The sequence below is a fragment of the Burkholderia sp. BCC0506 genome (assembly GCF_902833145.1).
In the GTDB taxonomy this organism is placed as follows: Bacteria; Pseudomonadota; Gammaproteobacteria; order Burkholderiales; family Burkholderiaceae; genus Burkholderia.
Genome location: NZ_CADFEN010000003.1, coordinates 128,580 through 147,663 on the forward strand (window position 1 = coordinate 128,580; position 19,084 = coordinate 147,663).

Annotated in this window: 18 protein-coding genes; 4 read left to right on the forward strand and 14 right to left on the reverse strand. The window is 69.9% G+C overall.

The window, feature by feature from the left end:
* Positions 1 to 78 precede the first annotated feature (78 nt).
* The 4 genes from HWX62_RS07990 to HWX62_RS08005 form a co-directional block, all read right to left on the reverse strand.
* A complete protein-coding gene (locus HWX62_RS07990) occupies positions 79 to 531 on the reverse strand; it encodes a hypothetical protein (RefSeq protein WP_175929387.1) in 453 nt (150 codons plus the stop codon).
* A complete protein-coding gene (locus HWX62_RS07995) occupies positions 531 to 1,952 on the reverse strand; it encodes a phosphatase PAP2/dual specificity phosphatase family protein (protein ID WP_175929388.1) in 1,422 nt (473 codons plus the stop codon). The genes HWX62_RS07990 and HWX62_RS07995 overlap by 1 nt, the downstream gene beginning before the upstream one ends.
* Positions 1,949 to 3,718: a bifunctional alpha/beta hydrolase/class I SAM-dependent methyltransferase gene (locus HWX62_RS08000; protein WP_175929389.1), complete on the reverse strand. Its 1,770-nt coding sequence runs from the start codon at positions 3,716 to 3,718 to the stop codon at positions 1,949 to 1,951. The genes HWX62_RS07995 and HWX62_RS08000 overlap by 4 nt, the downstream gene beginning before the upstream one ends.
* Before the next feature lie 77 nt (positions 3,719 to 3,795).
* The gene (locus HWX62_RS08005; protein WP_175929390.1) at positions 3,796 to 4,401 is read right to left on the reverse strand and encodes a CDP-alcohol phosphatidyltransferase family protein; all 606 of its coding nucleotides are present in this window, start codon (positions 4,399 to 4,401) and stop codon (positions 3,796 to 3,798) included.
* Between the two features lie 474 nt (positions 4,402 to 4,875).
* Here HWX62_RS08005 and HWX62_RS08010 point away from each other — a divergent pair, with 474 nt between their 5' ends.
* Together HWX62_RS08010 and HWX62_RS08015 are read left to right on the forward strand one after the other, a co-directional pair.
* Entirely contained in the window at positions 4,876 to 5,508 is a 633-nt protein-coding gene (locus HWX62_RS08010; protein ID WP_175929391.1) for a lysophospholipid acyltransferase family protein, read from the forward strand.
* Between the two features lie 37 nt (positions 5,509 to 5,545).
* Positions 5,546 to 6,475, forward strand: a complete 930-nt coding sequence (locus HWX62_RS08015; RefSeq protein WP_175929392.1) for a phosphatidate cytidylyltransferase — start codon at positions 5,546 to 5,548, stop codon at positions 6,473 to 6,475.
* 42 nt (positions 6,476 to 6,517) lie between these two features.
* Here HWX62_RS08015 and HWX62_RS08020 read toward each other — a convergent pair whose 3' ends face one another.
* The 5 genes from HWX62_RS08020 to HWX62_RS08040 form a co-directional block, all read right to left on the reverse strand.
* The gene (locus tag HWX62_RS08020) at positions 6,518 to 7,324 is read right to left on the reverse strand and encodes a topoisomerase IV (RefSeq protein WP_175929393.1); all 807 of its coding nucleotides are present in this window, start codon (positions 7,322 to 7,324) and stop codon (positions 6,518 to 6,520) included.
* A gap of 51 nt (positions 7,325 to 7,375) precedes the next feature.
* Positions 7,376 to 8,131, reverse strand: a complete 756-nt coding sequence (locus HWX62_RS08025; RefSeq protein ID WP_244135993.1) for a hypothetical protein — start codon at positions 8,129 to 8,131, stop codon at positions 7,376 to 7,378.
* A 341-nt stretch (positions 8,132 to 8,472) separates the two neighbouring features.
* Positions 8,473 to 8,784, reverse strand: a complete 312-nt coding sequence (locus HWX62_RS08030) for a hypothetical protein (protein ID WP_175929394.1) — start codon at positions 8,782 to 8,784, stop codon at positions 8,473 to 8,475.
* Positions 8,784 to 10,142, reverse strand: coding sequence for an acyclic terpene utilization AtuA family protein (locus tag HWX62_RS08035; RefSeq protein ID WP_175929395.1), 1,359 nt, complete (start codon positions 10,140 to 10,142; stop codon positions 8,784 to 8,786). Before HWX62_RS08035 ends, HWX62_RS08030 begins: the two co-directional genes overlap by 1 nt.
* Positions 10,143 to 10,182: 40 nt before the next feature.
* Positions 10,183 to 11,481 carry a citrate:proton symporter gene (locus tag HWX62_RS08040; RefSeq protein WP_175929396.1) on the reverse strand — a complete coding sequence of 433 codons (1,299 nt, stop codon included), beginning with the start codon at positions 11,479 to 11,481 and terminating at the stop codon, positions 10,183 to 10,185.
* 97 nt (positions 11,482 to 11,578) lie between these two features.
* Between HWX62_RS08040 and HWX62_RS08045 the strand changes: the two genes are divergently transcribed.
* Positions 11,579 to 12,475: a LysR family transcriptional regulator gene (locus HWX62_RS08045; RefSeq protein WP_175929397.1), complete on the forward strand. Its 897-nt coding sequence runs from the start codon at positions 11,579 to 11,581 to the stop codon at positions 12,473 to 12,475.
* A 33-nt stretch (positions 12,476 to 12,508) separates the two neighbouring features.
* On the opposite strand, the gene HWX62_RS08050 is transcribed toward HWX62_RS08045, so the two are convergent.
* Positions 12,509 to 13,093 (reverse strand): flavin reductase family protein, encoded by a 585-nt coding sequence (locus tag HWX62_RS08050; RefSeq protein ID WP_175929398.1) that lies wholly within the window; start codon positions 13,091 to 13,093, stop codon positions 12,509 to 12,511.
* 132 nt (positions 13,094 to 13,225) lie between these two features.
* Complete coding sequence (locus tag HWX62_RS08055) at positions 13,226 to 13,651, reverse strand: VOC family protein (RefSeq protein ID WP_175929399.1); 426 nt, start codon at positions 13,649 to 13,651, stop codon at positions 13,226 to 13,228.
* A gap of 112 nt (positions 13,652 to 13,763) precedes the next feature.
* Between HWX62_RS08055 and HWX62_RS08060 the strand changes: the two genes are divergently transcribed.
* Positions 13,764 to 14,654 (forward strand): LysR family transcriptional regulator, encoded by an 891-nt coding sequence (locus HWX62_RS08060; protein WP_175929400.1) that lies wholly within the window; start codon positions 13,764 to 13,766, stop codon positions 14,652 to 14,654.
* Positions 14,655 to 14,670: 16 nt separating this feature from the next.
* Here the strand turns inward: HWX62_RS08060 and HWX62_RS08065 are convergent, their stop codons facing one another.
* The 3 genes from HWX62_RS08065 to HWX62_RS08075 are packed head-to-tail and all read right to left on the reverse strand — an operon-like array spanning position 14,671 to position 19,084.
* Positions 14,671 to 15,420 carry a hypothetical protein gene (locus tag HWX62_RS08065; RefSeq protein ID WP_175929401.1) on the reverse strand — a complete coding sequence of 250 codons (750 nt, stop codon included), beginning with the start codon at positions 15,418 to 15,420 and terminating at the stop codon, positions 14,671 to 14,673.
* 56 nt (positions 15,421 to 15,476) lie between these two features.
* On the reverse strand, positions 15,477 to 18,038 hold the full coding sequence (locus tag HWX62_RS08070) for a TonB-dependent receptor (protein ID WP_175929402.1): 2,562 nt from the start codon (positions 18,036 to 18,038) through the stop codon (positions 15,477 to 15,479).
* Positions 18,039 to 18,091: 53 nt separating this feature from the next.
* Positions 18,092 to 19,084, reverse strand: coding sequence for a FecR domain-containing protein (locus HWX62_RS08075; RefSeq protein ID WP_175929403.1), 993 nt, complete (start codon positions 19,082 to 19,084; stop codon positions 18,092 to 18,094).

A 19,084-nucleotide genomic window follows, 5' to 3' on the forward strand; every position in this document is an offset into this window, starting at 1 on the left:
CCTGGGTCCAGCCCTTGGGAACACGATGACGCGGAGCCGGTTTCCGTCGATCACGCGCGTGCCCCGACACGCACCTCGCTAGCCGATCGGCGACACCGCGATCGCGATCCCGACGACGAGCCCCTGCACGATCGCCACGAGCACGGCGGCCCGGCACAGCCCGACCGCGCCGCGCACGCGCGCGTCGAGCGTGCGCCCGGCCTTCGCCGCATCGATCCAGCCCAGATCGGCGAGTGCGCGGTCGAGCGCCGCGAGCCCGCCGTCGACCGCCTCGTCGCCGTCCGCCACCCGCGCGAGCGCCGCAAAGAGCCGCCGATCGATCGCGATGCGCACCGCGTACCACAGCGCCGCGACCGCCGACCCCGTGCTGACGACGGCCAGCAGCACGCGGGGGAGCGTCGCCGGCGCCCAGCCTGCCGCGATCCACCCGCCCGCGCCGGCCGCGGCCAGCGCGGCCGCGATTGCCCACGCACCCGCGTCGAGCGCGCCGCGCGCGGCGGCAATCCGGAACGATGCGGACGGATCGCGCATCACACCCGCTCCGCGTCGCGCCGCCGATCGATCCACTGCTGCAGCACGGCCACGCCGTCATCGGACCACACCGCGTGCGGCCGGACCGCCCGCACCGCGGCCAGCGCGTCGCGCGCATCCGTCAGCCCGCGCCGCAAGGCGAGCCACGCGGCCGCGCACAGCACGCTGCGCCCGTAGCCGAGCGCGCAGCAGACCAGCACGTCGCGCCCTTCGTCGTGCAGGCGTTCGAGCGCCGCGACGGCCTGCGCGAGCTGCGCGGCCGTCGGCGCGACCAGATCGAGCTGCGGCACCGACGCATACGCGAGCGATGCATCGGCCGCGGCCCAGCGCGGCATCTCGGCGGTCAGGTCGACCAGCGCGGTGAAGCCGTGGCGCCGGATGTCGCGCGTCGTCGGCGTCCGGCCGATCGATACGCGCGCGTCGATCCGCACCGGCGCCGGTTGCCGGAACGTCCACAGCCGCGAATTGACGAACGCGCCGGCGATCGTCGGCGCGAGCAGCCAGCCGATGAAGACCGGAAACCGTCCGTGCGCATCCTTCTGGAACGCGCCGGGCGCGCCGCGCCGGTAGGCCCACGCCACGCACGCGAGCGCCAGTGCGACCCACCCCGCTGCCAGTGCCCAGCCCGGCGCGCGCGGCACGCACGCCAGCGCCAGCGCCACGACTGCGACCAGCGCGGCGCCGAACGCATAGCGACGCGCGAGCGCGCGACCGGCCGCGGACGGCGACGCATCGGCGCCCGGCAATCGGCCCGCGGCATCGCGCAGCGGAAACAGGAACAGCGCAAGACAGCCGACCGCCGCGCCGGTCGGCACGTCGATCGCGTGATGCTGGTAAGTCGTCAGCACCGACACGCCGATCGCCGCGAACCACAGATGCAGCACGGCGCGCGCGAACGTGCCGCGCAGGTGCTTCGCATAGACGGCCCACAGCACGACGAGCAAGCCGATATGCAGCGACGGCGCCTGGTTGAACGGCTTGTCGAAACCCATCAGCAGCGTGAACAGCGCGCCGGCCACGCCGCCCGCGTCGGGCCGCTCGAAGCCGAAGCGCAGCGGCCACGCGATGAAGCACGCGACCGACACGAGCTGCACGGTCAGCAGCCGCTTCACGTGATCGAGCAGATCGTCGCGGCGCGTCCAGAAGAAGAACGACAGCGCATACAGCAGGTCGATCGACCAGTACGGCACGATCGTCCACGGCACGAACGGGATCGCATGCTCCCAGCCGAACGCGAACGTGGGCACCGCGGCGCGGCGCGCGGCGAGCCAGTTCGCGAAGCCGTAGGTCGAGAAGAACACGGCGCCCATCGCCGCGAGCCAGCACAAGCGCCGCGCGAACGACGCGTCGCGCGCGCCGGCCGCCGGCTCGGCCAGCCCGCCGCTCGCGCCCGCTCCCGCGCCGCCGCCGAGCGCGCTCATGACGCGTCGACCCGCTGCGCGAGGCTGACCGTGAAGATCCCCCTCTCGTCGATCCGCTGGTCGAGCTTGCGGAAGCCCGCCCGTGCGACGAGCTCGTCCATTTCGGCCTGCGAACGGCGGCGCATCACCCACGTCGACTCGCCGCGGTGGTTGTTCAGCGCGCGCGCGATGAATTCGAGCTGCGGATGCCACGGCTGCCCCGTATAGACGAGATAGCCGCCCGGCGGCACGGCCTGCGCGAGCCCGCGCAGCGAGCGCTCGATCAGCGCGTTCTCGCCGAACAGCTCGTACAGGCCCGACACGATCGCCAGCGTCGGCCGCGGCTCGAGCGCCGCGAGCGACGCCTCGTCGAACGCATCGCCGCGCTCGAAGCGCGCGATCGGCTCGAGGCCGCGCTGCGCGATCAGCACGCGCCCGGCCTCGACGTTCGGCGGGCTGTAGTCGCGCAGCGTGATGTCGTCGGGCGCCGCGCCGTCGCGCTCGGCGGCCATCGCGATCGCGTCGAGCACGTAGCGCCCGTGGCCGGCCGCGATGTCGACGATCCGCACCGGCGTGCCGAGCCCGCGCAACCGGCCGATCGCCGTGCCGATCAGCTCCTGCAGATGCACCTTGCGCTGACGAATGCCGACCCAGCCCGGCGAATCGAGATACGTGCGGTCGATCAGCGCGCCGATGCCGAGCCGCCCCTGCGCGCGATTGCGGTACACGTAGTCGAGCGTCGAGCCCGAATCGAAGCCGAGCCGCAGCCCGAGCGCGATGCCGTCCGACAGCGCGCCGCCGGCTTTCAGGCCGGCGCGCGTGAGCGCCCAGTACGCCCGTGCGAACACGTTGGCCGGCGGCCGGCCGAGCGCCGCGTATTCGTCGTGGAACGCACCGCGCCGATCGGCATCGACGAGCGACACGCGCGGGCTCGGCGCATCGAACTCGCGCAGCACGAACGCGCGCAGCGGCGCGAGCGCCTGCGCGCGGTCGCGCTCGCCCAGCGTGTCGTGGTAGAAGCCCGGCAGCACGATGCGCTCCTTGCGCGCCGAGCCGAGCCGTTCGAAGAAGCGGTCCTGCGGGCCGCGATGCACGACCCAGTCGGCGCCCGAGATCAGCAACTGCGTCGGCACGGTGATCGCCGCCGCATCGGCGACGATCCGCTGCGCGGTATCGTGCAGGTCGAGCAGCATGTTGACCGCGATCGGCCGCGTGATCAGCGGATCGGACGCGTAGCTCGCGATCCGTTCGGGATCGTGCGTGAGGAATTTCGGTTTCACGTAGCTGTTCACGTAGAACAGCCCGCGCAGCTTGTGTATCAGTCGCAGCCCCGGTCGCGCGAACGGCACGTAGAGCTTGATGTGGAATGCCGGCGACGCGACGACGAGCGCGCGGATCGGCGGCGCGTAGTCGTGCACCCAGGTCGCCGCGAGCACCGCGCCGACGCTCTGGCCGACCACGGCCATCTCCTCGATCGCGATGCCGTGCGTGTCGCGGATATGCTCGACGAAGCTCTGCAGGTCGCGCACCGATGCGGCCGCGCTCGGGCTGTAGCCGCGCGCGCCCGGCGAGCGGCCGTGGCCGCGTGCGTCCCACGCAAAAAACGCGAAATCCGGCAGGTCGAGCTCGTCGACCAGGTGCGCGACGCGCGCCGAATGTTCGTGCCCGCGATGCAGCAGCACGATGGCGCCGCGGCAGCGTGCGCCCATCGCGGGCCAGTGACGATAGAACAGCGTTTCGCCGTCGTGCGTGATGAAGTCGGCCTCACGGGCCGTGCGTGCGCTCATGCGATCTCTCTCGTTTCGTTATTCGAATCATGCGGCGCCGCCCTCCGGCGCCGATCCTGCTCTCGTGTCGGCGGCCGTCAGCCGCCCGCTTCGGCGATACCGGCCCGCACGCGCCGCACCGCCGTCACGATCGACAGCACGATCAACAGCCGCCACAGCCACGCGGCGACGCCGCCGACGGGCAAGCCGAGGCCGATCCACAGCGCGAACGCGCCGAGGGCCAGCGCCCGGTCGCTCTTGCCGAACGGGCCGTCGTAGCGGCGCGTCGCGCCGACGAGCGGACCGATCAGCCCCGCGCATTCGACGATCACCGCCGTCAGCGCGAACAGCCAGACGTCCGCCGGCGCGAACGCGGGAACGGCGAGAAACGGCAGCACGAGCGCGACGTCGGACACGATGTCGCCCAGCTCGTTCAGGTACGCGCCGAGCGTGCTCTTCTGCCCGTGCTCGCGCGCGAGCATCCCGTCGATCGCGTTGAGCGCCATGCGCACGAACAGCCACAGCGGAATCAGCAGGAACAGCACGCGGGCGAACACGCCGAGCCCGGCGAGCGCGCCGACGACGATCGAGCCGCCGGCCGCGAACAGCGTGACCTGGTTGGCCGTGACGCCGCGTTCGGCGAGCGAATTCGCGAACGGGCGCAGACGGTTCTGGAATTTGGGTTTGAGTGCGTAGAGGCTCATCGTTTCGTATTCGTTTTATTCGGCGCGGCACGGTCGGATGCGTTTCCCGCCACCGTGCCCCGGGCGGCGAAACGGCCGTTCGTCGCCCTGGATTGAACGGCCCTCATCGTCGCCGAGCGGCCTCGATGCGTCAAGCAGGCGGCCCGGCCCGGCCCGCCCGTGTGGCGGCAATCTGGCGTTTTTCGGCGAAACTCGCGATAATCCGCTGGCCCGATCGCAGCAAGACCCTTCGAACTGCAGACGGGCACTCGTGCAACAGCCGATCATCACGCCGCCGACCGGCGCATTCGCCGCGGCGCACCAGCGTGCGACGGCGAATCGTCCGATTATCGCGGACCTGCGACAGGCAGCCACGAATTTGAAAAAATTTAAACAAGAGCCGTCCGGCGCGCATCCTGCCGCGCCGGCATTCCGGGGTTCCGCCCGCCGCGCGTGCGCAGCGGGCCGGGCATGCATGCAGGAGGCCACGCGCCGATGAACATCCTCAACGTCTGGCAGCGCGACTTCCTGCTGTCCATCGTACGGCTCGTCGCCGGCGCGTATCCCGTCTGGCATCAGGCGCCGCCGTCCCCGACGCAGAAGATCTATTTCTCGAACCATACGAGCCACATCGACACGCTCGCGATCCTCGCCGCGCTGCCGCGCAACGTGCGCGCGGTCGTGCGGCCGGTCGCCGCGCGCGACTACTGGGACAGCAGCAACCTGAAGCGCCACATCGCGCAGAAGCTGCTGAACGTCGTGCTGATCGACCGCCATCGCGAAAACGGCGGCGACCCGTTGGAGCCGGTGCGCGACGCGCTGCGGCAGGGTCACTCGATCATCATCTTCCCGGAAGGCACGCGCGGCGCCGACGTCTTGCCGCAACCGTTCAAGAGCGGGCTGTTCCATCTCGCGACCGAGTTCCCGGACGTCGCGCTCGCGCCCGTCTACCTCGAGAACCTGCAGCGCATCATGCCGAAGGGCGCGATCTGGCCCGTGCCGCTGATCTGCAAGGTGCATTTCGGTGCGAACGAGGCGCGCGACGCCGACGAAGACAAGCCGACGTTCCTCGCCCGCATGCGCGACGCGGTCATCGCGCTCGCGCCGCCGCAGCGGCCGGCCGGCTGAACGCGGCGCCCCCTTCTCCCTTTTCCGGATACCAACCATGCGAACCCTCTTCTGGGAACTGGTCGCGGGCGTCACGGGCGTGCTCGTCGTCGCGACCGTGATCGGCGCGATCCTCGGTGCGCGCAGCGGCGGCACGAGCGCGACCATCGTGAACCTGAACCAGCGCATCCGCGCATGGTGGGCGATGATCGCGATCATGGCCGTCGCGATCGGCCTCGGCAACAACGTCACGTACCTGGTGTTCGCGCTGCTGTCGTACCTGACGCTGCGCGAATTCATCACGCTCACGCCGACCACCGCGAGCGACCATACGACGCTCTTCATCGCATTCTTCATCGCGATCCCCGTGCAGTACCTGCTGCTCGGCATCAACTGGTACGGGATGTATTCGATCTTCGTGCCCGTGCACCTGTTCTTCGCGATGTCGCTCGTGTCGGCGCTCACGCAGGACACGCGCGACTTCCTGAGCCGCAACGCGAAGATCAACTGGGCGCTGATGGTGTGCGTGTACGGGCTGAGCCACGCGCCGGCCGTGCTGATCCTCGACATTCCGCACTACGCCGGGCAGAACGCGTTGCTGCTGTTCTACTTCCTGTTCGTCGTGCAGATCAGCGACGTGCTGCAATACGTGGTCGGCAAGCTGTTCGGACGCCGCAAGATCGCGCCGCAGCTGTCGCCGTCCAAGACGGTCGAGGGCTTCATCGGCGGCGGCCTGCTCGCCACGCTGTGCGGCGCGTCGCTGTATCGCGTGACGCCGTTCGGCTTCGGCGCGGCGTTCGGGATCTCGCTCGCGATCGTGATCGCGGGCTTCGTCGGCGGGCTCGTGCTGTCGGCCGTCAAGCGCTCGCTCGGCACGAAGGACTGGGGCTCGATGATCGCCGGCCACGGCGGGATGCTCGATCGCGTCGATTCGATCTGCTTCGCCGCGCCGGTGTTCTTTCACCTCGTGCGCTATCTGTACGTGTGATGCGCGGGCGGTGCTGCGCCGCCCATTCACGAGCGCGAAGGATCAGTACCCGTCGCGCAACGCCTTCGGCACGACGTAGCGGCCGTGCGCGGCGTCGAACTTCACCGTGTAGCGTGCGCGGATGGCCTTGTCGCCGCGCGTGCCCGTTTCCGTGACCGCCAGCGGATAGACGTCGCCGGTGCCGGTCGTGTCCGGCGCGATCTCGAAGCGGCGTTCCTCGCAGTGCGCGCGGGCGTTCGCGCATGCCGTCGACTCCGCATTGTCGAGCGCCTCGTCGATGCGCGCCGCCGCATGCACCAGCGCGTTGCCGTACGGCAGCCAGATCGAGCGGAAGCGTTGCGTATAGCCTTGCCGCATGTCGCTTTCGCCGATGACGAACCCGAACAGGTGCGGCCCGAGCCGCTCGATGCGCACGGTGCCAGGCGCGCCGCGCTGGCCCGACGCAATCTCCGTTTTCTTCACGACCGGCTCGAGCGCCCTGCCGTCCGGCGTCGGTTTCAGCACGTACAGGTCGATCGTGCCCGGCGTCGCGTCCGAATCCATGCCCGGCATCCCGTTCTGCACCGCCGCCTCGGTCTCGCCGCACATCGCGAGCAGCGTGCGCGGGCCGTCCGCGGTCGCCACGTGCAGCACGCTACACGGCGAATAGATGAAATCGTCGCCGTCCGCCTGCCAGCCCTTGCGGTCCGCGCGCCAGTTGCCATACGTGTCATGGACAAAGGTTTTCAGTCGACGGTCGGGCTGGACCGGCTCGGCGGCATGAGCGAGCGACAATGCGGCGAGCGCGCCAAGCGCGGCGAGCGAAGCCGCGAGCGGCTTGAGACGTCTGTTCCGGTTCGGGACAGTCATGGTGAGATCGGGTTGGAATGATATTTGAACGATTGTTGCATACACAACCGATCAAGGTTGTCGTCGCGCGATGCCGGTGCCGTCGGGCTTCAGTCGCGCGGTGCGCACCCATCCTTCGGCGATACCGCGCGTGCGCGGATTCAGGTAGACGACCGACGTGAAACGGCCATACTCGGTCCGCGCGTCGACGTGGTCGTGCTCGACGACGAACAGCCCGTCGATCCTGCATGCGTCGTCCGGTGCGGAAAGGAACGGCAGCCGCCCGTTGCCGGTGACGACGCGCCCCGCGTCGCTGCCCATTACGTCATCGCCTTGCGCCTGCGCACGGCGGTTCAGCGCATCGCAGTCGACGGCACCGTGTACCGGCGTGTCCGCTACCGCGCACGTCGACACGAAACGCGACAGCGCACGCCGGTCGAGCTTCAGCACGTCCGGCCGATCGGGATCGCGCGTGACGTCGAGCGCGCGCATCGCACGCGTATCGAGCGTCACCCAGCCGACCGTCGCTTCACGATTCGGTGTGCCCGGACGATCGGGCGTCGTGAACAGGCGGATCTGGTAGACGCCGTCGTTACGCTCGTCCATCGCGGCATGGATGTCGCGCCGATCCATCGCGGTCTGCCGCAGCGCCGGTACGATCAGTTTCGTCAATTGTTCGTCGCACGGCGGCGGCGGCGCGGCGGCCGCCATCTGCACGACCAGCGCGCCGGCGCACGCCAGCGCGACGCGCATGGCGAGGTCCACGTACCGGCTCCGACGCCCGTCCGCGCCATTCGTGCCGGCCGGCGTTACGATCTCGTTCTTCACTCCAGGCTCCGTTCGATGCGTGCGGCAATCGACCCGCGAGGCCGTAGCGTACACGTACGGCGCGGCGCCGCAAGCGTCGAGCGGCCGGCTCGACATCGATACACGCACGAACCCGACCTTGCAGGACATCGCCTGGCACCGCTCGGTCGGGCGGCTTCGCGTCACGCGATCGGACTCGATCAACTCGATTTCAACCAGCTCGCCGCGTCGCGCGCGGCGCACGAGACTATCGACGCGATCAGCGCCTGCATCTCGCCGGCAAGCGCATCGAACATGCGAACGGACGTCGCGAACCGCTGATTCCTTGAGCGCCCAGCTTCGCCCCGGCCGCGACGCGTCCGTCACGCCGGGTCGGGCACCTCGATCGCCAGCAGCGCCGAACTGACCGACTTGCCGTGCGCGTCGAGCGCGAGCGAGCGCGTCACCCCGCCGCCGAGCGCATCGTGCAGCACGAAGTTGAACGCACCGAGCGCCGGCAATTCGTAGCACACGACGTCGCCGTGCACGATGCCCGCGAGCCATGCCTTCACCGTTTGCGCATCCAGATGTGCGCGCAGATGGTCGTAATGACGCGGATCGCGGCAGATCACCGACACGTTCAGCGTATTGCCCTTGTCGCCAGTGCGCGCATGCGCGAGTTCACGCAGTTGCATCAGGCCTCCACGAATGAAAACGACGGCGTCACGGCCGCGCGCGGCAGCAGCACCGACTGCACGGCGATCACCTCGCGCGTCGACTTGAACGCGCCGCCGCCGCCGGCCGGCCCGTTCGTATAGAGCGTCTCGACTTCGTTGCCGATCCGCGCGGCTTCGGCCGCGTTCGCCGCGCGACCGGCCACCCGCACGCGCACCTCCGCCGGCTCGCCGCGCGCGGCCGGCGTCGCATCGCCATACAGCGCATCGACGCCGATCAGGTCGAAGCGCAGCTCGCTCGCCGCGACGCCGGTCAGCGCGAGCCGCTCGCGAACGATGTCGAGCGCAAGACGCGCACGCGCGAGCGCGCCCGGGCCGCCGTACGAGATCTGACCTTCGCCGATCCAGCCGTCGACATACGCGACCGACACCTTCAGCGTATCGGGCCGCGCGGTGCCGCGCCCGCCCGTCACGCGCACGCGATCGGCCTCCTCCTCGGCGACCGTCACGCGCGTGAAATCGGCCACGACGTCGGGTTGCAGATACCGTGCCGGGTCGTGAATCTCGTACAGCAATTGTTCCTTGCAGGTCGCCGCGCTCACGCGGCCGCCCGCATGCGGCACCTTGGTGATCACGACCGAGCCGTCGGCCGCGACCTCGCCGATCGGGAATCCGAGCCGCGCCAGATTCGGCACGTCCTTGTAGCCGGGATCGGCGAAATAACCGCCCGTCACCTGCCCCGCGCATTCGAGCAAGTGGCCGACGACGGTCGCAGCCCCAAGCGTGTCCCAGTCGTCCATCCGCCAGCCGAACGCGTGGATCAGCGGCGCGACGAACAGCGACGGGTCGGCGACGCGCCCGGTCAGCACCACGTCCGCGCCGGCCGCGAGCGCATCGACGATCGGCGCGGCGCCGAGATACGCGTTCGCGGACACGATGCGGTCGCGATACGCGGCGACGTCGTCGCCCGATTCCTCGAAGCGGAAGGCCCCGCGCAACACGACGTCGCGCACGTCGTCGCCTTCGACCGCCGCGACTTTCAGCCCCGCGATGCCGAGCGACTGCGCGATCCGCGCGGTACGCCGGGCGGCCGCGCGCGGGTTCGCCGCGCCCATGTTCGACACGATGCGCACGCGCCGAGCCGCCGCGACCGGCAGCACCGCGTGCATCCGTGCATCGAGCAGCGGATCGTAGCCGCGCGCCGGATCGTTGCGACGCGCCTGCTGCGCGATGGCGATCGTGCGCTCGGCCAGGCATTCGAACACGAGGTAGTCGAGCTGCCCGTGTTCGGCCAGTTCGACCGCGGGCTCGATCCGGTCGCCCGAGTAGCCGGCGCCCGCGCCGATGCGCACGCGCCGTTCAGGTTGCTTTGCTGTCATGTCCGTACCGTCGTCCGGCGGCGTGCGCCGCCGGGAAGAATCAAAAGACGCCGAGCACGACGCAGGCGATCGTCATCACGATCGACGCGCCGAACAGCAGCGGAAACGTGAATTTCTGATGCTCGGCCAGCTCGATTCCGCACAGGCCGACGACGAGGAACGTCGCCGGGGTGAGCGGGCTGACCGGGAAACCCGTCGTCATCTGGCCGAGCAGCGCCGCCTGCCCGACCTGCACGGCCGGCACGCCGAGCTGGCCGGCCACTTCGGCGATCACGGGCAGCACGCCGAAGTAGAACGAATCGGGATCGAACAGCATGCTGAGCGGCATCGACGCGAGGCCGAGCGCGACCGGAATGTGGCCGGCCATCGACGGCGGCACGAAGCCGACCGCCGCCTGCGCCATCGCCTTCAGCATCCCGCTGCCCTGCATGATCCCGGTGAACACGCCGGCCGCGAGCAGGATGCCGGCCATCATCAGCGCGGCACGCGCATGCGCGTCGATGCGCTTTCGCTGCATGTCGACGTCGGGGTAGTTCACCGTCAGCGCGATGCACAGCCCGACCATGAACATGATCGCGGGCGGGATCTTCTCGCCCATCACGACCATCGTGCCAAGCACGACGAGCGTCAGCACGAGGTTGAACCAGAACAGGTGCGGCCGGCGCAGTGCCTGCTCGTCGGGCGTCAGCTCGCGCCTGGGCGGCGCAATCGACGCATCGTCGCGCGACAGGCCGAGCCGCTTCTCCTCGCGCCGCCCGAGCCAGTAGGCAACGCCGAACACGAACACGAGCCCGATCGCCTGCACCGGAATCAGCGGATTGAACAGCGCCGACACCGGCTGGTGCAGCGACGCGGACGCACGGATCATCGGCCCCGTCCACGGCAGGAAGTTGATGCCGGCGGCCATCGACACGGCGGCGGCCAGCACGCGCCGGTCCATCTTCAGCCGGTCGTACAGCGGCAGCACGGCCGGAATCGTCACGAGAAAGCAGACGGCGCCCGAGCCGTCGAGGTGGATCAGCAGCGCGAGCAGCGTCGTGCCCATCACGATGCGCGTCGGCCGCGTGCCGACCGCGCGCAGGATCCGGTCGATGATCGGGTCGAGCGTGCCGGCGTCGGTGATCGTCCCGAAATAGAGGATCGCGAACACGAACATCCCGACGACGGGCGCGAGCCCCTTCAGCCCGTCGATGACGAACTTGCTGGTGTGCAGCCCGAAGCCGCCGATCAGCGACGCGGCGATCGGCACGACGATCAGCGCGACGAGCGGCGACATCCGCTTCGACAGAATCGCGGCCAGCAGCACGACGATCGTGCCCAGCCCAAGTAACGGCAGCATCGGTGTCTCCTACCTTGTCTTTTATTGGAGACGAGCGTAAGGTCGGCGCAGCGATAGCACAATTGAAATGATTTGATCGCAGCAATCACGAACCGTTATGGATCTGAATCTTCGCGACATTCGCGCGTTCGTCACCGTCGCGCACGCCGGCAACTTCACGCGCGCGGCCGCGCGGCTGCACCTGTCGCAGCCGGCGCTGACCGTGCAGATCCGCCGGCTCGAGGAGATCGTCGGCGCGCGCCTGTTCGACCGCAACAGCCGCAGCGTGGCGCTCACGCAGACCGGGCGCGAGTTGCTGCCGCTGTTGCAGCGCTCGCTCGACGACATGGAGCGCGTGCTGCGCGATGCGCGCGCGCTCGGCGAAGGCGCGAGCGGCACGGTGCGGCTCGCGTGCCTGCCGACCTTCGCGTCCAGCGTGCTGCCGGAGCTGATCCAGTCGTTCCGGCGCGACGTGCCGCGCGCGGGCTTCGAGATCCGCGACGGCGTCGCGAGCCTCGTCACCGCGCTCGTGCGCAACGAGGAGGCCGATCTCGGGTTGACCGGCGGCGATACGTTCGATGCGTCGCTGGAAGTGTTGTACGCGGGCGCCGACCGGCTCGTCGCCGTGTGCCCGAACGGTCATCCGCTCGCGCGCAAGCGCCGCATCACCACCGCCGACGTCGCCGGCGTGCCGCTCGTGCTCACCGCGCAGGGCACGAGCGTGCGCAGCGTCGTCGACGCCGCGCTGGAGGCGGCCGGCTGCACGCCCGACATCGCGTGCGAGCCGACCTACATGATGACGGCGGTCGCGATGGTGCGCGGCGGCCTCGGCGTGACGATCCTGCCCGCGACCGCCCGCGAGGTACGCACCGAACCCGAACTGGTCGCGAAGCCGATCGACGACCCCGCGTTCGTGCGGCCGATCGCGCTCGTCGCGAAGCGCGGGCGCACGCTGCCGCGCGTCGCGCAGGCGTTCGCCGACCTCATGCTGGCGGAATTGAACAAGCGCGCATGACGCGCGCCCGATTCGGGAACGGTCGGCCGGCGCTTACTGCGCGTCCGGATCGACGTGCAGCGATTCGCCGATCGCATAGAAATTGCCGCCCGCGATGTAGTGCAGGCTGCGCAGCGCGGGATCGGCCGATTCGAAATACCAGTGGCCGTCGCGGAACACGCGCGTGTCGGACCACGCGGCGACCACCTCGCCGATGAACAGGTCGTAGGTCTGCTGGTTGTGCGGCTCGGGAATCAGCCGGCACGCGAGCCAGCCCGAGCAGCCGGCGACGAACGGCAAGTCGTGGCCGTCGACGTCGAACAGCGTGACGCCCGCGTCACGCAGCTTGTCGGGCCGCTCGGCGAGACTGTGGCTGCCGACCGCATGCGTGAGCTGCAATTGCGCGGCCGTCGGCACCTGGATCACGAACGTGCCGCTGCGCTCGACGAGCTCGCGCGTCTTCGCGGATTTGTCGAGCACGACCGTCAGCTTCGGCGGCAGGAAATCCAGCGCGCACGCCCAGGCGGCGGCCATCACGTTGTCGACGCCGTCGTGGCGCGCCGACACGAGCACCGTCGGGCCGTGATTGAGGAGACGGTAGGCTTTGTTCAGCGCCACCGGAGCGATGTGACTGTCCATACGGGTTCCTTGGAGAACGGCGCGCACGGACGAATGCCGTGCGGCGCGGCGCCGGCCGTCGCACCTGCGCGCGGCCGGGCTGCAGCCCGCATTCTCGCACCCAATGTCAATCGGCGCCGGCGCCGCGGCCGGTCACTTCGCGAACAGTTGGCCGATGTCGCGAAACGCCTTGAATTCGAGCGCATTGCCGCACGGATCGAACAGGAACATCGTCGCCTGCTCGCCGACCTGCCCCTGGAACCGCACATACGGCTCGATCACGAACGTCACGCCGAATGCGCGCAGCCGCTCGGCCAGCGCTTCCCAGCTCGCCCAGTCGAGCACGATCCCGAAATGCGGTACCGGCACGTCGTGGCCGTCGACCGCATTCGTATGCGCGCTCGCCTGCGACGCGGTTTTCGGATGCTCGTGGATCACGAGCTGATGCCCGTAAAAGTTGAAGTCGACCCACTGCGCGCTCGAACGTCCCTCTTCCAGTCCGAACACGCGGCCGTAGAAATCGCGCGCGGCCGGCAGGTCGTAGACGGGAATCGCCAGGTGAAACGGGGAAAGACGCATGATGGCCTCGTGAAGGGACGCTCGCGTGGCGCGAGGACGGCATCATGGTAGACAACGCCGAGCAAAAATTAAATCAATATATAGTTTTGCGATTCACAAACGGAATCGATCAATGATTCGCGAACTGAAAACCCTCGTCGCCGTCGCCCGGGAAGGCACCTTTGCCGCCGCCGGCAACCGTATCGGGCTCACGCAGGCGGCCGTGAGCGCGCAGATGCAGCGCCTCGAGGCCGAGCTCGGCTTCGCGCTGTTCGACCGGCAGGGCCGATCGGCGCGGCTCAACGAGCGGGGCCATCACGTGCTCGACCAGGCGCAGGCGCTGATCGGCCTGTACGAGAACCTGAGTTCGACCGCGCCCGGCTCGCCGGCCGCCGTGCGCGTGACGATCGGCGCGATCGCGTCGGTGCAGAGCGCGCTGCTGCCGGCCACGCTGGCCGATTTCCATCGCCGGCACCCCGCGTGCCGCACGCGCGTGATACCCGGGCTGTCGATCGAGCTGGTCAACCGGGTCGACGCGGGCGAGATCGACATGGCCGCGATCATCCGGCCGCCGTTCGCGTTGCAGAGCGACCTGCACTGGACGACGCTCGCGCGGGAACCGTTCCGGCTGATCGTGCCGCGCGGCGTGAAGGGCAAGGACTGGGCCGCCCTGCTCGCGAGCGAGCCGTTCGTGCGCTACGATCGCGCGTCGTTCGGCGGCCGCCAGGTCGACCGCTTCCTGCGCAAGATGCACATCGCGGTGCGCGACACCTGCGAACTCGACGAGCTCGACGCGATCGTCAAGCTGGTCGAGAACGGCGTCGGCGTCGCGATCGTGCCGCAGACCGCCGTGTATCACCGCTGGCCGGCCGGCGTGCGCGCGATCGACCTCGGGCATCACACGTTTCACCGCGACATCGGCCTCGTGCATCGTGCGCGACGCACGATGTCGGAACCCGCGCAAGCGCTGGCGCAGCTGATCGGGGCCGCGTCGCGGCGGCGCGCGCCGGCGCAGCCCGCATGATCCGACGCGTGCCGGCTCAGCGCCGGCCGGCCGCCCAGTCCACCGCCGCGTCGAACAATGCGACACCGGCCGGCGACAGGTTCGCGAACGTGTCGTTGTCGAGGAAGAACATCACGCGGCGCGCCGGCGCGAGCGTTTCGTAGTCCATCGTCGCGCCCTTCTCGTACGCAAAGATCGCGGCCTTGTCGGGTTGCCCGTACACGGTCGCGATCGTGATCGCGCCGAGCCCCGGCTTGCCCCAGCTCATCGGCGCCTGCTTGCCGTACGCGTTCGTCGCGCCGGCCGGCAGCCCGGCCGCGATCGGATGCGGCGCATTGACGAGCCACAGGTAGCGCTCCTTGCCCGTTTCGCCGAAGTCGACGTCGTGCCGCTTGCCCGTCATCGCGAGATCGTCGAGCAGGTCGTTTTCCCACGTCACGAGCGGCTTGTCGAGCGTGCGCCAGCCGGGCCGCACGTTCTTCGACGATACCGTCGACGAGATCAGCACCAGATCGGCGTCGCGCGCCGCATCGGGCGTGGCCGCCTCGTCGATCAGGCGCACCGCGTAGCCGCGTTCGCCGAGATGCTGGCCGATGCGTTCGTCGACCTTCAGGTTCGGGCCATGCAGTTGCACGAGCATCGCGACGCGCGTGACGGCCGGCGGCACATCGGCGGCGACTGCGGGCGCCGATGCGCCGGCGCCGAAGCCGGCGGACAGCGCGAGCACGGAACCGGCGATCGCGCGCAACAGGCGGCGTCGCGCGCCGGTCTTCATCTTCAGCTTCATCTGGATTCCTCTCCGAAGCCGCGCGCCGGCGTGGCGGCCGCGCGGCGATTGCATCGTCAGAACTGCAACGTGGTCAGCAGCGACACCTGGCGCGCGTCGCCGACCGCGACGAAGTAGCGGTTCGCGCTCGACGGGTAGTACGTGCGGTTGAACAGGTTCTTCACGTTGAGCTGGAACGACAGCTTCTGCTTGCCGATCCGCGTGTCGTAGGTCGCGAACGCGTCGGCGAGCACGTACGACGGCAGCGTGAAGCTGTTCGCCGAATCGCCGGGGCGCGCGCCCACGTAGCGCACGTCCGCGCCGATGCGCAGATCGTCGCCGCCCGCCACCGTGCCGACGTCGTAGACGGCCGCGAACGACGCGGTGTGACGCGCGACGTTCCACAGCTGATTGCCCGCGTACAGCGGATCCTCGGTCGTCTTCGCGTCGATGTACGCGTAGCTCGCGATCACGTTCACGCGTTCGCCGAGCTTGCCCGATACGTCGAGCTCGACGCCGCGCGAGCGCGCCTTGCCCGACGTGCGCCAGTCGGTCAGCTTCGTCGCGTCGTTGTACTGCGACACCAGCACGTTCTTCTTGTCGATGTTGAACAACGCGAGCGTGCCGGTCATCCCGCCGGCCAAGTCGAGCTTGCCGCCCACTTCCCACGCGGTCGCTTCCTCGGGCGGCGTCGCGCCGTCGATGATGTAGCCCGTCATCGGCGCGATCGACGACGACGGCTTCAGCGACTGCGAATAGCTGCCGTACAGCGAGAACGCATCGGTCCACTTGTAGACGACGCCCGCACGCGGCAGCCACTTCGAGCCGCTGAGATCGGTGTTCGCCGTGAACGGCCGGCCGCGCCCGGCGACCTGGTTGTACGTGATGTAGCGGATGCCGCCCGACACGATCCACTTGTCGGTCAGGTGTACCGTATCCTGGAAGAACGCGGACGCATCGTGCAGCGTGTCGGTCTGGTCGCTGTCGCTCGCGGACACCGTGCTCGACGGCGGCAGCAGCCCGTACACGGGATCGATATAGCTGAACGGCGTCTTCACGGCCTGGCGCAGCATGTCCTTGCGATAGATGCGGCGGTATTCGGTGTCGAAGCCGACCTGCACGTCGTGCCGCATCCCCGCGAGCGCCAGCTTGCCGGTCACGTAGCCGATCCCGTAACTATCGGTGCTGAGCGAGCCGTGCGTCGCATCGTTGCTGCGCGTCATCGTGCCCTTCACCGGATCGACGCCGGTCGTGCGCAACTGGTTCGCGTCGTACGTCTCGCGGTTGTAGCTGTAGCCGACGTGCGCGCTCCAGTCCGCGTTGAACTGGTGATCGACGCTCAGTTGCGCGAGCTGCGATTCGCCGTCCATGTTGTTGAACGGCTCGTCGATGCGCCGCCGCGCGGGAATGTCGAGCGGCGCATTGGTGCGCGGGTCGAGCGCGGTGCCGCGATCGAACGGCGAATGGAACTTGCGGTACTGGTACGACACCGCGACCTGCGTATCGCGGCCGTACCACGCGAGCGACGGCGCGACGAAGGTCTGCCGGTACTCGCCGAAGTTGCGCCAGTACTGCTCGTTCGACTGGTCGACGATCAGCCGGTACGCGAGCCGCGAATCGCCGACCGGCCCGGTCGAATCGAACGTCGCACTGCCGCCGTTCTTGCCGTGCCCGAACGTCGATGCGCCGAGCGAGATCGCGTGGTAGCGCACGAGCTGCGGCTGCTTGCTGACGACGTTGACGACGCCGCCCGGGTCCATCAGCCCGTACAGCAGCGACGTCGGTCCCTTCAGCACCTCGACGCTGTCGGTCGCCGCGTTGAACGCGCGGCCCTGCACGAGCGGCATGCCGTTCTGCATGATCGAGCCGTCGCGGTTGCCGCCGAAGCCGCGTTTCATGATCGTGTCCTGCGTGCCCGCGAGCGTGTTGCCCTGCGTGATGCCGCTCACGTTGCCGAGCGCATCGTCGAGATTGCGCGGCCGCTGGTCGCGCAGCACCTGCGCGGGCACGATGTTGACGGCCTGCGCGGTGTCGAGCAGCGGGATGTCCGAGCGCAGCACGCCCGCTTCCTTCGGCGCGCGATAGCTTTCGGCGCGCAATGTGCTGGACCGCACGTCGATCGTCGGCAACTCGGCGGCCGGCGCGCCGCCGGCCGCCACGGGTGCGACCGCCGAACCGTCGGCGCGCATCAGCGTGTAGCCGCCATTGGGCTGGCGCAGCGCGACGAGGCCCGTGCCGGCCAACAGGCGGTCGAACGCGCCGTCGACGTCGAACCGGCCGTGCAGGCCGCCGCTCGTCCGGCCGGCCGTCAGCTCGGCCGGGAACGCGAGCAGGATGCCCGCGTCGCGGCCGAACCGGTTCAGCGCCGCTTCGAGCGGGCCGGCCGGAATATCGAACGCACGACGCGACGCGCGCTGCGCGGCGGGCGCCGCATCGGCGTCGGTGTCGGCCAGCGCGGGCAGCGGCAGCAGTGCCGACAGCAGGACGGCGCCGGCCAGCCGGCGGGCAAGACGGCCCGGCGCGGCCGGGCGCGGCGCGTGCGGCAGATGACGGGTGGGCGCCGGACGGCGCCGATACGTGAGACGGATGGAAGCCATGATCGGAGAGTCGGTGGACGATGGGCCAGTTTCATTACCCATGTCACGCGAACATCGGGAAACAGCTCAGGTCGGCGAAAAAATTGTCGGGGCGCTCACGAATGGCCCGAATAGGCCGGCACGACGGTCGCCCAGTAACGCGTCAGGTAGTGGACGTCGATCGGCAGCGTCGCCGCCAGCGTATCGAGCACGCGCTGCGGCTCGTCGAGCGGATAGGTGCCCGACACGCGCAGGTCGGCCACGGCCGGATCGCAGCGCAGGCTACCGCGGCGATGGCGGTCGAGCTCGGCGACGAGATCGGCCAGCCGCATGCGCGACGCGACGAGCATGCCGTTCGTCCATGCGGCGGCATACGGATCGAGCGGCGCCGGCGCGTCGATCGCATCGCGCGTGAAATCCGCGCCCTCCCCGGCCGCGATCACGCGCATGCCGGCCGACGCATCGACCGGCTGCACCTGGACGGCGCCGGCGAACACCTCGACGCGCGTCGCGCCGTCGCGCTGCCGCACCGCGAAGCGCGTGCCGAGCGGCCGCAGCTCGCCTTGCGCGGTCACGACGACGAGCGGCCGCGCGGGCAGACGATCGTCGTGGCCGCTGGTCACCATGATCGTGCCGCGCAGCAGGCGCAGGCGGCGCGCCGCATCGTCGAAGCGCACGTCGAGCGCCGTGTCGGTATCGAGCACGACGACCGTGCGATCCGCGAGCGTCACCGTGCGCCGCTCGCCGACCGCCGTGCGCAGGTCGGCCGGCCAGATCGCCGCGCGCCGCGCGGGTTCGGCCATCCATGCGGCGCCGCCCGCGAACAGCAGCACGGCCAGCGCCTTCGCGGCCGCGCGGCGGCCTGCCCGCTTCGGCAACAGCGCCGCGTGCGCGGCCTGCGCATCGAGCCCGGCCGCCAGCCGGCCGAACCGGCCCTGCATCGCTTCGATGTGACGCCACGCCGCGTCGTGCGCCGGATCTTCCGCGCGCCAGCGCGCGAGCGCGGCGACGAATGCGTCGTCGGTACGGCCGGATTGCCGGTCGACCCACCATTCGACCGCGCGACGTGCAACGTGCGGCGGCACCGCCGGCGCTCCCGGGGCGGCCAT

What these genes read in the sequence shown, in the direction of transcription:
- HWX62_RS07990 (WP_175929387.1), bottom strand. Translation starts at nt 531, where the DNA reads ATGCGCGATCCGTCCGCATCGTTCCGGATTGCCGCCGCGCGCGGCGCG.
- HWX62_RS07995 (WP_175929388.1), bottom strand. Translation starts at nt 1,952, where the DNA reads ATGAGCGCGCTCGGCGGCGGCGCGGGAGCGGGCGCGAGCGGCGGGCTG.
- HWX62_RS08000 (WP_175929389.1), bottom strand. Translation starts at nt 3,718, where the DNA reads ATGAGCGCACGCACGGCCCGTGAGGCCGACTTCATCACGCACGACGGC.
- HWX62_RS08005 (WP_175929390.1), bottom strand. Translation starts at nt 4,401, where the DNA reads ATGAGCCTCTACGCACTCAAACCCAAATTCCAGAACCGTCTGCGCCCG.
- HWX62_RS08010 (WP_175929391.1), top strand. Translation starts at nt 4,876, where the DNA reads ATGAACATCCTCAACGTCTGGCAGCGCGACTTCCTGCTGTCCATCGTA.
- HWX62_RS08015 (WP_175929392.1), top strand. Translation starts at nt 5,546, where the DNA reads ATGCGAACCCTCTTCTGGGAACTGGTCGCGGGCGTCACGGGCGTGCTC.
- HWX62_RS08020 (WP_175929393.1), bottom strand. Translation starts at nt 7,324, where the DNA reads ATGACTGTCCCGAACCGGAACAGACGTCTCAAGCCGCTCGCGGCTTCG.
- HWX62_RS08030 (WP_175929394.1), bottom strand. Translation starts at nt 8,784, where the DNA reads ATGCAACTGCGTGAACTCGCGCATGCGCGCACTGGCGACAAGGGCAAT.
- HWX62_RS08035 (WP_175929395.1), bottom strand. Translation starts at nt 10,142, where the DNA reads ATGACAGCAAAGCAACCTGAACGGCGCGTGCGCATCGGCGCGGGCGCC.
- HWX62_RS08040 (WP_175929396.1), bottom strand. Translation starts at nt 11,481, where the DNA reads ATGCTGCCGTTACTTGGGCTGGGCACGATCGTCGTGCTGCTGGCCGCG.
- HWX62_RS08045 (WP_175929397.1), top strand. Translation starts at nt 11,579, where the DNA reads ATGGATCTGAATCTTCGCGACATTCGCGCGTTCGTCACCGTCGCGCAC.
- HWX62_RS08050 (WP_175929398.1), bottom strand. Translation starts at nt 13,093, where the DNA reads ATGGACAGTCACATCGCTCCGGTGGCGCTGAACAAAGCCTACCGTCTC.
- HWX62_RS08055 (WP_175929399.1), bottom strand. Translation starts at nt 13,651, where the DNA reads ATGCGTCTTTCCCCGTTTCACCTGGCGATTCCCGTCTACGACCTGCCG.
- HWX62_RS08060 (WP_175929400.1), top strand. Translation starts at nt 13,764, where the DNA reads ATGATTCGCGAACTGAAAACCCTCGTCGCCGTCGCCCGGGAAGGCACC.
- HWX62_RS08065 (WP_175929401.1), bottom strand. Translation starts at nt 15,420, where the DNA reads ATGAAGCTGAAGATGAAGACCGGCGCGCGACGCCGCCTGTTGCGCGCG.
- HWX62_RS08070 (WP_175929402.1), bottom strand. Translation starts at nt 18,038, where the DNA reads ATGGGTAATGAAACTGGCCCATCGTCCACCGACTCTCCGATCATGGCT.
- HWX62_RS08075 (WP_175929403.1), bottom strand. Translation starts at nt 19,084, where the DNA reads ATGGCCGCCCCGGGAGCGCCGGCGGTGCCGCCGCACGTTGCACGTCGC.